The sequence below is a fragment of the Roseomonas sp. AR75 genome, from assembly GCF_005222815.1.
Lineage (GTDB): Bacteria > Pseudomonadota > Alphaproteobacteria > Acetobacterales > Acetobacteraceae > Falsiroseomonas.
The window spans coordinates 664,716-676,897 of sequence record NZ_STGB01000006.1; the positions used below are offsets into that span (position 1 = coordinate 664,716).

Consider the following 12,182-nt stretch of genomic DNA (forward strand, 5'->3'; position numbering starts at 1 on the left):
TATGCTGACGCGACGTGATCTAGGTCTGGCTGCCGGGACGGCCGCGCTGCTGCCGCTGGCGAAGCCGGCGCTGGCGCAGGGTGCGCGCGGCTCTGTGGTGATGGCGCAGCAGGCGCAGCCGCCGAGCCTCGACGCGCAGGTCACCAGCGCGCAGGCCAGCCGCAACATCAATCTGCATGTCTACGAGACGCTGTTCGCCCGCGACGAGGCTGGCAACCCGCAGCCCGACCTGGCCGAAGGCGTGGACATCTCGGCCGACGGGCTGACCTATCGCTTCGGGCTGCGCGATGCGCGCTTCCACAATGGCAAGCGCATGACCAGCGCCGACGTGAAGGCCAGCCTGCTGCGCTATGGCCGCGTGGGCGCATCCGCCTTCATCATGCAGCCGGTCGAGGCGATCGACACGCCGGATGCGAAGACCGTGGTGGTGCGGCTGAAGAACCCGAGCCCCGGCTTCATCGCCGGCATCTCCTCCCCCCGCGCGCCCTGCGCCATCATCCCGGAGGAGGAGACGGGCAAGGAGGCCAGCAAGATCGAGGTGATCGGCACCGGCCCCTTCCGCTTCGTGGAGTACCGCCCGGACAGCCATGTGAAGCTGTCGCGCTTCGGCGACTACGTGCAGAACACGAAATACCAGGGCATGGACGGCTTCGCCGGCCGCAAGGTGGCGAATGTCGAGGACATCCTGATCCGCTTCGTGCCGGAGGCCGGCGCGCGGACAGCCGGGCTGCAGACCGGCGAGATGCACATCCTGGAAGCCATCGCCGTGCCGGCCGCCCAGCGGCTGCGCAATGACCGCACCCTGGTGATGCACGAGATGATGCCCTGGTCGTTCCAGACGCTGATGCTGAACCACGCCATGGCGCCGATGAACAACCCGGTCTTCCGCCGCGCGTTGCAGGCCGCGCTCGACCTGGAGGAGGTCATGGCGATCTCCACGGACGGGCTCTACCGCATGCTGCATGGCTGGCAGCATCCGGGCACGACCTATTTCGCGGGCGACGTGGGCAAGCCGCTCTACAACATCAACAACAAGGATCGTGCGCGCGCCCTGCTGCGGGAATCCGGCTACCGCAACGAGGAGATCATCATGCTCGGCGATTCGAGCTTCTCGAACCACCAGGCGACGATCGTCACCGCGGCGGAGCAGCTGAAATCCATTGGCGTGAATGTCCGCACCGTGATCACGGACTGGCCGACCGCCTTCAGCCAGCGCAACCAGCGCACCGGATGGCACATGTGGGCGCTGATGCTCGGCATCGAGCCGTATGAGGGACCCTATGGCGTGGTCGGCTTCTTCGGCGGCAACGCCCCGGTGCAGCATGTGCGCGACGAGGTGATCGACGATTGCCAGCGGCGGCTCAACACCAGCCTGGCCGAGGCCGACCGCAAGAAGGCGGTCAGCGACTTCCAGGCGCGGATGTACGACCAGGCCATCGCCATCAAGTGCGGCGATGTCGGCATCGTGCAGGCGACGCGCGCGCAGGTGCGGGACTACAAGCCTTATCGCATCCCCCGCATGTGGGGGATCACGCTCTCCTAGCGGCGAGTGTGGCGCTATGCGGCGGGGCGGCTGCTCACCGCCCTGCCGGTGCTGCTCATCGTCTCGCTGCTGTCCTTCGGCATCGTCTGGATCGTCCCGGGCGACGTCGCCGCGGAGATGGCGGGCCCGACCGCCACCGCGGACGAGGTGGAGCGCCTGCGTGAGCGCCTGGGCCTGACCAAGCCCTGGCAGGAGCAGATCGTCGGTTGGTATTCGGCGCTCGCGCAAGGCGACCTTGGCGAGAGCATCCTGCTGCGCCAGGGCGTCGGCGCCGCCATCGTGGAGCGGCTTCCGGTCACCCTGTCGCTGACCTTCACCGCGCTGGCGATCGCGCTCGTCATCGGCACCGCGCTCGGCGTGCTCGCGGCGGTGCGCGCCGGCCAGGCGGCGGACCGCGCGGCGATGGGCACGGCGCTGATCGGGTTCTCGCTGCCGGATTTCTGGCTCGGCCTCGTCTTCGTGTATCTCTTCGCCGTCGTGCTGGGCTGGCTGCCGACCGGCGGCTACGTGCCCTTCACCGAGGATCCGCTGGGCTGGGCGCAGGCGATGATCCTGCCGGCGGGCACGCTGGCGCTGTCGCAGATGGGCCTCTTCGCGCGCATGACGCGGGCTTCGATGCTGGAGGTGCTGCGCCAGGATTACGTGCGCACCGCGCGCGCGAAGGGCATGCCCGGCTGGATCGTGGTGGGCAAGCACGCGCTGCGCAACGCGCTGATCCCCGTGGTGACGGTGGCCGGCATTGCCTGCGGCGTGCTGCTCGGCGGCGCCGTGGTGATTGAGAGCGTGTTCAGCCTGCCCGGGGTAGGGCGACTGATCGTGGGCGCGATCCAGCGGCGCGACTATCCCGTGATCCAGGGCGGGCTTCTGATGACCGCGACCATCTTCGTGTTGGTGAATCTCGCGGTGGATCTTCTGTATGCCGCGCTTGATCCCAGGATCCGCCATGGCCGGCGCTGAAAGGCGGCAACGCCCGCCCGGCGCGCTGGCGCGGCTGCTGGCGCATCCCTCCTTCCGCTGGGGGCTGCTGCTGTTCGGCGTGGTGGCGCTGTGCGGGCTGCTGGCCGCCTGGCTGGCGCCCTATGATCCGCTGCGCAACAACTTCCGCACGCGCTTCCAGCCGCCATCCGAGCTGTTCTGGTTCGGGACGGACCGCTTCGGCCGCGACATCCTCTCCCGCACGCTGTTCGGCATCCAGGTTTCGCTGCGCATCGGGCTTGGCGTCGCGCTGCTGACCGCGGTGATCGGCGGCGCCATCGGCGCTGTCGCGGGCTTCTGGGCGCGGGCCGATGGACCGATCATGCGTGTGATGGATGCGCTGATGGCCTTTCCCGCGGTGCTGCTGGCCATCGCCCTGGCCGCGGCGCTCGGCCCATCGGAGCTGAACGTGATCGTCGCGCTGTCCATCGCCTATGTGCCGCGCACCGCGCGCGTGATGCGCGCCGGCGTGCTGGTGGTGCGGGAGTTCCCCTTCGTGGAAGGCGCGCGCGCCATCGGCGCTTCGCCGGCGCGCGTGCTGCTGCGCCATGTGCTGCCGAATGCGATGGCGCCGCTGGTCGTGCAGCAGACCTATGTCTTCGCGCTGGCCGTGTTGGCCGAAGCGGTGCTGAGCTTCCTGGGCGTCGGCCCGCCGCCGCCGACGCCGACGCTGGGCGGCGTGATCGCGGATGGGCGTGACTTCATCCAGGAAGCGCCGTGGATCTCCATCACGCCGGGCGTGGTGATCGCACTGGTGGTGCTGGGGCTGAACCTGATGGGCGACGGGCTGCGCGACGCGCTCGATCCCAGGCTGCGCACGGCCATCCGATGACGCTGCTGTCCGTGCAGGATCTTGCCGTCTCCTTCGGTCCGACGCGCGTGCTCGAGGACGTGTCCTTCGACATCGCCGAAGGCGAGGTGCTCGGCGTGGTCGGCGAGTCCGGCAGCGGCAAGTCCATGACCGCGCTGGCCATCATGGGGCTGCTGCCCACGCATGGCCGCGCCACGGGCCGCATCCTGTTCGGTGGCGACGATCTGCTGACGCTGCCGGAACACGCGATGCAGCGGCTGCGCGGGGACAGCGTGGCGATGATCTTCCAGGAGCCGATGTCCTCGCTGAATCCGGTCTTCACCATCGGCGACCAGATTTCCGAAGTCCTGCGGCGCCATCGCGGCATGAGCCGCCGCGCCGCGCATGCCGAGGCGATCTCGCTGCTGAAGCTCGTGGAGATCGCTGCGGCCGAACGTCGCGTCGACGAGTATCCGCACCAGCTTTCCGGTGGCATGCGCCAGCGGGCGATGATCGCCATTGCGCTGGCCTGCCGGCCGAAGCTGCTGATCGCGGACGAGCCGACCACCGCGCTGGATGCCACGGTGCAGGCCGGCATCCTCGACCTTCTGCGTGGGCTCAGGCAGGAGCTCGGCATGGCGGTGCTGCTGATCACGCACGACCTCGGCGTGGTCTCCGACATATGCGAGCGCGTCGTGGTGATGTATGCCGGCCGCATCGCGGAGACGGGCGCGGCCGAGACGATCTTCGCCCAGCCGGCGCATCCCTACACGCGCGCGCTGCTCGCCGCGATTCCGCGCCTGGAAGGCCCGGTCGGCGACCTGCCGGCGATCCCGGGCGTGGTGCCCGCGCCTTTCGACTTCCCGGCGGGATGCCGCTTCGCGCCGCGTTGCGCCTTCGCGATGCCGGCCTGCGAGGCGGCGCCGCCGCCGCTGCGCGCGCTGCCCACCGGTACCCAGGCCGCCTGCATCCGCGCGGAGGACGTCGCGTGAGCGCGCTGGTGGAGGCGCGCGCGCTCGGCAAGGTCTTCCGCGGCGGCGTGCGGGCTGTGGATGGCGTGGATGTGGCCATCGAAGCCGGCGGCACGCTCGGGTTGGTGGGCGAATCCGGCTGCGGCAAGTCCACCCTCGCGCGCCTGCTCATTCGCCTGATCGAACCGGACAGCGGCAGCCTGACCTTCCGCGGCCAGGACATCACCCATCTGCCGGACCGCGCGATGCGCGCCCTGCGCCGCGACATGGGCATCGTCTTCCAGGACCCCTTCGGCAGTCTCAATCCGCGCATGACCGTGCGCGACCTGGTGACGGAGCCGATGCGCGTGCACGGTATCGGCGATGCCGCCTTCCGCCGCGCGCGCGTGGCCGAGCTGCTGGCCACGGTGGGGCTGCTGGCGGAGCATGCCGAGCGTTATCCGCACGAGTTCAGCGGTGGCCAGCGCCAGCGCATCGCGATTGCCCGCGCGCTGGCGACGGAGCCGGCCTTCCTGGTCTGCGACGAGCCGACCTCGGCGCTGGATGTCTCGATTCAGGCGCAGGTGCTGAACCTGCTCCGCGAATTGCAATCGCGCCTGGGGCTGGCCTGCCTGTTCGTGAGCCATAACCTGGCGGCGGTGCGGCACATGGCACCGCGGGTCGCCGTGATGTATCTCGGCCGCGTCGTCGAGGAGGCGCCGCGCGACCGCCTGTTCGGCGCGCCACAGCATCCCTACACGCAGGCGCTGCTCTCGGCCGCGGCGGAACCCGGCGGCGAGCGGCGCACGCGCATCGTGCTGAAGGGCGAGGTGCCGAGTCCGGCCGATCCGCCGAGCGGCTGCCGCTTCCGCACGCGCTGCCCCCGGGCGGTGTCGCGCTGCGCGGCGGAAGAACCGCACCTGGCCGAGGTTGCCCCCGGCCAGCGTGTCGCCTGCCATTTCCCGGGCGCGCTGCGCCCGGAAGAGATCAGCGGCCCTTGAACTGCGGCGGGCGCTTTTCCATGAAGGCGCGACGGCCCTCGATGTAGTCCTCGCTCGCGAAGCAGGCCTTCACCAGCTTGTCGCACAGCGCCTCGTCGGCGGCACCGCGATCCTTCAGCGCTTCCCGCACGATGACCTTGACGCTGCCGACCGTCAGCGGCGCGTTGCCGGCGATGGTCTTCGCGTAGTCCAGCACGAAGGCTTCGAGTTCCTCGTTCGGCACCACGCGGTTCACAAGCCCCATGATGCGCGCATCCTCCGCGCCCCACTTCTTCGCGGTGAAGAAGATCTCCTTCGCGAAGCTCGGGCCGACCACGTCCACCAGGCGCCGGATGCCCTCGATGGGGTAGCCGAGGCCGAGCTTCGCGGCGGGCACGCCGAAGCTGGCCGTCTGGCCGCAGATGCGCAGATCGCAGGTGACGGCGAGCGCGGTGCCGCCGCCGATGCAATGGCCCTGGATCATCGCGATGGTCGGCTTCGGCAGGTCGGCCAACAGGTCGTAGACCTTCTTGGTCTGCACCTGGTAGGCGTTCACCGCCTCCTCGCTCGCGCGCTCGCTCTCGAACTTCGAGATGTCGGCGCCGGAGACGAAAGCGCGGCCGCCCGCGCCGGTCACCACCACCACGCGCACCGCATCATCGTTGGTGAAGTCGGTCAGGATGCGCTCGGCGGCCTGCCACATCTCCATCGAGACGGCGTTGTGGCGCTCGGGGTTGTTGAAGATCATCCAGCCGATGCCGTCGGCCTTGCGGGCGAGCATCTTCTCGCTGCCCGTCACCATCATCCCGTCCATCGCAAGCGTCTCCTCAGATCACCTGGCGCGCGCGCAGGTCGTCGATGGTGGCCTTATCCAGGCCGATCTCGACGAGCACCTCGTCGGTGTGCTGGCCGAGTGCCGGCGGATGGCTCACCACCTTCGACGGCGTGCGGGAAAGGCTGATCGGCTGGCCGACATAGGCGACATCGCGCCCATCCGCCGCGCAATGCTGCGCGACGCCGAGATGCTGCACCTGCGGATCGGCGAACATCTCGTCCACCTTGTAGATCGGCCCGCAGGGCACGCCCGCGGCATTCAGCTTCGCCACCCAGTTCGCCATGGTGTCGGTCAGCGTCACCGCCTCGATCTCGGGGTTCAGCGCGTCGCGGTTGGCGCTGCGTGCGGCGGCGGTGGCGTAGCGCTCATCCTTCAGCCATTCGGGCTTGCCCAGCGCCTCGCAGAAGCGCTGCCAGATCTTCTGGCCGGTCGCGGCGATGTTCATGTAGCCGTCGCTGGTCTTGAATACGCCGGTCGGTATCGAGGTCGGGTGGTTGTTGCCCGCCTGCTTCGGCACCTGGCTCTCCATAAGCCAGCGGCTGGCCTGGAAATCCAGCATGAAGATCTGCGCCTGCAGCAGCGAGGACTGCACCCATTGGCCCTTGCCGGACACCTCCCGCTCCAGCAGCGCGACCAGGATGCCCTGGGCCGCGAAGATGCCGGCGGTGAGGTCGGCGATGGGGATGCCGACGCGCACCGGGCCCTGCCCAGGCAGGCCCGTTATGGACATCAGCCCACCCATGCCCTGCGCGATCTGGTCGAAGCCCGGGCGGCCAGCATAGGGGCCGTCCTGCCCGAAGCCGGAGATCGAGGCGTAGACGATGCGCGGGTTCACCGCCGCGATCGCCTCGTAGTCGATCCCGAGGCGCTTCTTCACGTCGGGGCGGAAATTCTCGACGATCACGTCGGCCGTCTCGGCAAGCTTCTTGAACAGCGCGACGCCTTCGGGCGACTTCAGGTTGAGCGTCATCGCCCGCTTGTTGCGATGCAGGTTCTGGAAGTCGGAGCCGGTGCGCGGCCCGCCCATGGGATCACCCTCATCCAGTGCGGGCGGCATCTCGATCTTGATGACCTGCGCACCCCAGTCGGCGAGCTGGCGCACGCAGGTGGGACCGGAGCGCACGCGCGTCAGGTCCAGCACCTTGAAGCGCGAGAGCGCGGTCGAGGCCTGGATGGCGTGGCCTGGGGCGACGTGACCTTCGGGCATCGGCGGATCCTCCTTCGGTCCGACTGCATAACACCGGGCATCCTCGGCGCAAACTGTTGACAGATGACAATCACCATGGCCAGTCTCGCATCATGGAGGAGACCCGGACCCGTGGCGGCGCCGGACGCGCGGGCGAAGGTCCCGGCGCGCAGGAAGCGCCCCCGCCCAGCGCGCTCGACATCGTGCGCACGCGCTCGCTCTCCTCCCTTGTCGCGCAGGAACTGGAGCGCATGATCCTCGCCGGCACGCTGGCGGCCGGGGAGCGGCTGAACGAGCAGTCCCTGGCCACGCGCCTTGGCGTCTCGCGCGGGCCGGTGCGGGAGGCGGTGCGCGGGCTGGAGCGTTCGGGCCTCGTCGTCGCGGTGCGCAACCAGGGCAGCTATGTGCGCCAGGTCAGCGCCGAGGAGGCGCTGGAGATCTACGACCTGCGCGCCGCGATCACCGGGCTTGCCTGCGCGCGCCTGGCCAAGACCGCGACGGCGGCGCAGCTCGCGGTGCTGCGCGGCTTGGTGAAGCGCATGGACGAGGCGCGCAAGGCGGGCGAGGCGCCTTCCTACTACGCCGCCAACCTGGAATTCCACGCCGCGCTGCTGGCCCAGGGTGCCGGCCCGCGCACGCGCCGCCTGTACGAGGAGCTCGGCAACGAGCTGCACCTGTTCCGCCGGCGCGCCCTGGTGGAGCCGGAGAACATGCGCGAGAGCAACGCCGAGCACGCCATCATCCTGCGCGCCATCGCCGCAGGCGACGATGCGGCCGCGCGCGCGGCGGGCGAGGCGCATATCGCCGGAGGCAAGCGCCGCTTCCGGGCCACCGACATCACCACGCCGCAATCAGCGGCAACCAAGGGAGTGAACGGACATGACGCAGGCGATCCACCTTCGCCGCCGCGGGCTGCTGCTGGGCGGCGCGGCGCTGGGCGCGGGCCTCGCGGCGCCGCGTAGCCTTTCCGCGCAGGAGGCCTTCCCCTCCCGCACCATCGAGGTTGTGACGCATGCCGGCGTCGGTGGCGGCACCGACATCACCGCGCGCATGATGATGGTGCAGGCGCCGGGCGTGTTCAAACAGGAATTCCTGGTGGTGAACCGCACCGCCGGCAGCGGCGCGCAGGCGCTGCAATACCTGGCGAGCAAGCCGGCGGACGGCCATACCATCATCCTGGTGACGCAGACGCATCTGCTGACGCAGCTGCGCAACCCCAACCTGCCGCAATTCGCCGACCTCATCCCGGTGGCGCGCGCCACCGCCGACCCGCAGCTCGTGCTGGTGCGGCGCGACAGCCCCTTCCGCACGCCGCAGGACCTGGTGGAGGCGGGCAAGCAGCGCTCGCTGCGCTTCGGCGGCACGCATGTCGGCGGCGTGGATCATGTGACCATCTTCGCCTTCGGCCGCGCGGCCGGCATCCAGCGCCCGACGCTGGTGCCCTTCCGTGGCGGCGGCGAGATCGTGATCAACCTGGTCGGCGGCAACATCGACACGGCGGTGGTGAACCCCGGCGAGGCGGAGGCGCAGTTGCGCGCCGGCGAGCTGCGGCCGCTGATCTCCCTGGCGGATTCACGGCTCGACGCGTTCCGCGACGTGCCGACGGCGAAGGAGCTCGGCATGAACGTCACGGGCTACACGCTGCGCGGCTTCTGCGTGCTGAAGGGCACGCCGGAGGATCGCGTGGCCAAGCTGGAGCAGGGGCTGATCGAGGCGATGTCCGGCCCGATCTACAAGAGCTACCTGCAGAACACCGGCCAGGCGCCGGACAGCGTGGCCGGCCGGCAGGCCTGGGCCGCGCAACTCGCCGAGTTCCATAAGGACGGGCGCGAGGCGCTGCAGGCGCTCGGGCTGCTGCGCGGGTGATGCGCGCCGCGCGCAACCCGAACCACGCCATAGCGGCGGCCGTGGCGGCGGTGGCCGCGGCGGCCTTCGCCGGCACCTTCTGGTTCGATCCGGTGCCGGAGGGGTTGCCGGGCCTGGGCGCGGTGGACTTTCCGCGCCTGGTCTGCGTACTGCTGTTCCTGCTGGCGGGTCTGCTTGCGCTGAAGCAGGGCAGCAGGCCGAGCGAGGAGGAGGCGCCGCCGCTCGACCGCGGCGCCTGGCTGATCTTCGGCGCCTGCCTGGTGTTCCTGCCCGCGATGGAAGTACTGGGCATCTGGGGCGCGATCCCGATCTTCCTCGTCGCCACCGGCCTGATCTGGGGCGAGGTTCCGCTGCGCACCCTGGTGCTGAACGCCATCGGCCTGACCGTGGCGCTCTGGGTCGTCTTCGTGCGCATCTTCCAGTTGACCCTGCCCTCCGGCTGGCTCGGCGCGATGCTGGGGCGCTGAGCGATGGAAGCCTTCCTCGGCGGGCTCGCCATCCTGGTCGATCCTTATGTGATGCTGATGGTGCTGCTCGGCACCGTGCTCGGCATCTTCGTCGGCGCGCTGCCGGGCATCAGCGGCTCCACCACCATCGCGCTGCTGCTGCCGATGACGATCGCGATGGGTCCGGTTCCCGCCATCTGCTTCCTCGGCGCGATCTACTGCGCGGCCAATTTCGGTGGCTCGATCACCGCCATCATGGTGAACGCGCCGGGCGATCCTTCTGCCAGCGCCACCGCGCTCGAAGGCTACAAGATGGCCGAGAAGGGGCAGGCGGGGCTCGCGCTCGGCATGTCCGCCGTCTCCTCGGCGATCGGCGGCATCGTCTCCGTCATCGTTCTGATCTTCGCCGCGCCGATGCTGGCGCGCGCCGCCTACAGCTTCGGGCCGCCCGAGTATTTCGCGCTCGCGCTGTTCGGGCTTTCGATGTGCGCGGCGATCGGCGGGGACAGCCCGATCAAGAACCTGATCGCCGCGGCGCTCGGCCTGCTGATCGCGACGGTCGGCATGGACCTGACCACGGGCGTGGAGCGGTTCAGCTTCGGCATCTACGAACTGTCCGACGGCATCGGCTTCGTGCCAGTGCTGATCGGCCTGTTCGCCGTAGGCGAGATGCTGGACCAGGCGGCACGGCGCGTCGGCAAGGCGCAGATCATCCATCTGGATGCCGCGCGCGTGCCGGGCTGGGCCGAATTCAAGAAGTGCAACCGCTCGATCTGGATCGGCAGCGGCATCGGCACCTTCATCGGCGCCTTGCCGGCGCTGGGCGCCACGACCGCGGCGCTGATCGGCTACAACGAGACGCGGCGCTGGTCGAAATACAAGCATGAATTCGGCAAGGGCAGCATCGAGGGCGTGGCCGGGCCGGAGGCGGCGAACAATGCCGCGGTCGGCGGCTCGATGGTGCCGACGCTGGCTCTCGGCATCCCCGGCAGCGCGACGACGGCGATCATCCTGGCCGCGCTGATCGTGCAGGGCGTGCGGCCCGGCCCGCACCTGTTCAACGAACAGCCGACGCTGCTCTACGCGGTCTTCGCCTCCATGCTGGCGGCCAACATCTTCTACCTGGTGATGGGCCTCTACATGGCGAAGCTGTTCGCGCGGATCTCGTTGATCCCGCCGGCGATCCTGTGGCCCGCGGTCTTCGTGCTGTCCATCATCGGCGCCTATGGCCCGAACCAGTCGATGGGCGACGTGGTGATCATGCTGGTCGCCGGCGTGGTCGGCTTCCTGTTCCGCCGCACCGGCTTCTCCCCCGCGCCGCTGATCATGGGGCTCGTGCTCGGCGGCATGGTGGAGGAGACTCTGAAGCAGAGCCTGATCATCTTCGGCGACGATCTGACTGGCTTCCTTGGCCGGCCGATCGCGCTCGCGCTGTTCGCGGTGACCGCCACGGGCCTGCTGTGGCCGGTGCTGTCGCGGCTGCTGCGGGTGGCGCGGGCCGCACGCGCCTGAGAAGCGGGCCGGGTTGTCGCCCGGCCCTCTCCCCGCCTAGGGTGCCGGGGCTGACAGGGAGACCCGGATCATGACGAACGGCAACACCGTATCACGCCGCGCCCTTGGGCTCGGCGCCGCGGCCGCGCTTGCGGCATCCGGCGCGGCGCATGCGCAGGCGCCGCAATTCTTCCGCATCGGCACGGGCAGCGCCGGCGGCACCTATTATCCGATCGGCGGCATCCTCGCGAACGCGATCTCCTGCCCGCCCGGTGCACCCTGCAACACCGCCGGTGCGACCGATGGCGTGCCTGGCATGGTCGCCGTCGCGCAGGCGACACAGGGCAGCGTGCAGAACGTGAACCTCGTGCAGTCGGGCAATGCGGAAAGCGGCTTCACGCAGTCCGACGTTCTGCACTGGTCCTACACCGGCACCGGCCTGTTCGAGGGGCGGCCGAAGCTGGAGCGGCTGCGCTTCCTGGCGCACCTCTTCCCCGAGCACATCCACGCCGTGGTCCGCAAGGACAGCGCGATCCAGAACTTCACCGACCTGCGCGGCAAGCGCATCGCCATCGGCCTGCAGGCCTCGGGCGCGCGGATCGGCAGCGAGCTGATCCTGGAAGCGAACGGCATGCGCGCCGGGCGCGACTACAATGCCGAGTATCTCAACCAGGCGCAGGGTACGGAGCGGATGCAGGATCGCGGCCTGGACGCGACCTTCACCGTGGTCGGCTATCCCGCAGCGGCCTTCACTGAGTTCTGCAGCCGCACCGGGTGTCGAATCCTGCCGATTCAGGGCGCCGAGGCGCAGAAGGTGATGGAGCGCGCGCCCTTCTACGGCACGGGCGTGATCCCGCGCACCGCCTATGAGGGATTGACCGCCGACGTGCCGACGCTGACCGTCGGCGCGCTCTGGGTGGTGCGCGACAGCGTGCCGGAAGCGACCGTCTATGCCATCACGAAGGCGCTGTGGTCGGAGACGACGCGCGGCCTGCTCGACCGCGGCCATGCCAAGGGCAAGGAGATCGTGAAGGAAGGCGCGCTGACCGGCCGTGGCGTGGTGCCCTTCCATCCGGGCGCGGAGCGCTACTACCGCGAAGCCGGCATCCTGCGCTGAGGC

The 12,182-nt window shown here is 69.8% G+C and carries 12 protein-coding genes; 10 read left to right on the forward strand and 2 right to left on the reverse strand.

The features are described from left to right. Position 1: 1 nt before the first annotated feature. Genes E4T13_RS27730 through E4T13_RS27750 form a run of 5 tightly spaced genes read left to right on the forward strand, consistent with a single transcriptional unit; the run spans position 2 to position 5,259 of the window. Entirely contained in the window at positions 2–1,543 is a 1,542-nt protein-coding gene (locus E4T13_RS27730; protein WP_137181576.1) for an ABC transporter substrate-binding protein, read from the forward strand. 6 nt (positions 1,544–1,549) lie between these two features. Beyond that, entirely contained in the window at positions 1,550–2,500 is a 951-nt protein-coding gene (locus E4T13_RS27735) for an ABC transporter permease (protein WP_206030320.1), read from the forward strand. Continuing rightward, on the forward strand, positions 2,487–3,350 hold the full coding sequence (locus E4T13_RS27740; protein WP_137181577.1) for an ABC transporter permease: 864 nt from the start codon (positions 2,487–2,489) through the stop codon (positions 3,348–3,350). Before E4T13_RS27735 ends, E4T13_RS27740 begins: the two co-directional genes overlap by 14 nt. After that, positions 3,347–4,300 carry an ABC transporter ATP-binding protein gene (locus tag E4T13_RS27745; protein ID WP_137181578.1) on the forward strand — a complete coding sequence of 318 codons (954 nt, stop codon included), beginning with the start codon at positions 3,347–3,349 and terminating at the stop codon, positions 4,298–4,300. The genes E4T13_RS27740 and E4T13_RS27745 overlap by 4 nt, the downstream gene beginning before the upstream one ends. Next, entirely contained in the window at positions 4,297–5,259 is a 963-nt protein-coding gene (locus E4T13_RS27750) for an ABC transporter ATP-binding protein (protein WP_170985225.1), read from the forward strand. The genes E4T13_RS27745 and E4T13_RS27750 overlap by 4 nt, the downstream gene beginning before the upstream one ends. Here E4T13_RS27750 and E4T13_RS27755 read toward each other — a convergent pair. Both E4T13_RS27755 and E4T13_RS27760 read right to left on the reverse strand, forming a co-directional pair. Beyond that, a complete protein-coding gene (locus E4T13_RS27755; protein WP_206030321.1) occupies positions 5,246–6,052 on the reverse strand; it encodes an enoyl-CoA hydratase in 807 nt (268 codons plus the stop codon). The genes E4T13_RS27750 and E4T13_RS27755 overlap by 14 nt on opposite strands. Before the next feature lie 13 nt (positions 6,053–6,065). Next, positions 6,066–7,280, reverse strand: a complete 1,215-nt coding sequence (locus E4T13_RS27760; RefSeq protein ID WP_137181580.1) for a CaiB/BaiF CoA-transferase family protein — start codon at positions 7,278–7,280, stop codon at positions 6,066–6,068. Between the two features lie 92 nt (positions 7,281–7,372). Here E4T13_RS27760 and E4T13_RS27765 point away from each other — a divergent pair, with 92 nt between their 5' ends. From E4T13_RS27765 to E4T13_RS27785, 5 genes are all read left to right on the forward strand, one after another. After that, positions 7,373–8,221, forward strand: coding sequence for an FCD domain-containing protein (locus E4T13_RS27765; RefSeq protein ID WP_137181581.1), 849 nt, complete (start codon positions 7,373–7,375; stop codon positions 8,219–8,221). Beyond that, complete coding sequence (locus E4T13_RS27770) at positions 8,139–9,125, forward strand: tripartite tricarboxylate transporter substrate binding protein (protein ID WP_137181582.1); 987 nt, start codon at positions 8,139–8,141, stop codon at positions 9,123–9,125. The genes E4T13_RS27765 and E4T13_RS27770 overlap by 83 nt, the downstream gene beginning before the upstream one ends. After that, positions 9,125–9,592: a tripartite tricarboxylate transporter TctB family protein gene (locus tag E4T13_RS27775; protein ID WP_137181583.1), complete on the forward strand. Its 468-nt coding sequence runs from the start codon at positions 9,125–9,127 to the stop codon at positions 9,590–9,592. Before E4T13_RS27770 ends, E4T13_RS27775 begins: the two co-directional genes overlap by 1 nt. 3 nt (positions 9,593–9,595) lie before the next feature. Next, positions 9,596–11,083, forward strand: a complete 1,488-nt coding sequence (locus E4T13_RS27780; protein ID WP_137181584.1) for a tripartite tricarboxylate transporter permease — start codon at positions 9,596–9,598, stop codon at positions 11,081–11,083. Positions 11,084–11,153: 70 nt separating this feature from the next. Then, complete coding sequence (locus E4T13_RS27785) at positions 11,154–12,179, forward strand: TAXI family TRAP transporter solute-binding subunit (RefSeq protein WP_137181585.1); 1,026 nt, start codon at positions 11,154–11,156, stop codon at positions 12,177–12,179. Positions 12,180–12,182: the final 3 nt, after the last annotated feature.

Excerpts from the sequence above, each read along its gene's own strand:
- E4T13_RS27760 (WP_137181580.1), bottom strand. The coding sequence starts at position 7,280 with ATGCCCGAAGGTCACGTCGCCCCAGGCCACGCCATCCAGGCCTCGACC.
- E4T13_RS27780 (WP_137181584.1), top strand. The coding sequence starts at position 9,596 with ATGGAAGCCTTCCTCGGCGGGCTCGCCATCCTGGTCGATCCTTATGTG.
- E4T13_RS27785 (WP_137181585.1), top strand. The coding sequence starts at position 11,154 with ATGACGAACGGCAACACCGTATCACGCCGCGCCCTTGGGCTCGGCGCC.
- E4T13_RS27730 (WP_137181576.1), top strand. The coding sequence starts at position 2 with ATGCTGACGCGACGTGATCTAGGTCTGGCTGCCGGGACGGCCGCGCTG.
- E4T13_RS27770 (WP_137181582.1), top strand. The coding sequence starts at position 8,139 with ATGACGCAGGCGATCCACCTTCGCCGCCGCGGGCTGCTGCTGGGCGGC.
- E4T13_RS27775 (WP_137181583.1), top strand. The coding sequence starts at position 9,125 with ATGCGCGCCGCGCGCAACCCGAACCACGCCATAGCGGCGGCCGTGGCG.
- E4T13_RS27755 (WP_206030321.1), bottom strand. The coding sequence starts at position 6,052 with ATGGACGGGATGATGGTGACGGGCAGCGAGAAGATGCTCGCCCGCAAG.
- E4T13_RS27765 (WP_137181581.1), top strand. The coding sequence starts at position 7,373 with ATGGAGGAGACCCGGACCCGTGGCGGCGCCGGACGCGCGGGCGAAGGT.
- E4T13_RS27740 (WP_137181577.1), top strand. The coding sequence starts at position 2,487 with ATGGCCGGCGCTGAAAGGCGGCAACGCCCGCCCGGCGCGCTGGCGCGG.
- E4T13_RS27745 (WP_137181578.1), top strand. The coding sequence starts at position 3,347 with ATGACGCTGCTGTCCGTGCAGGATCTTGCCGTCTCCTTCGGTCCGACG.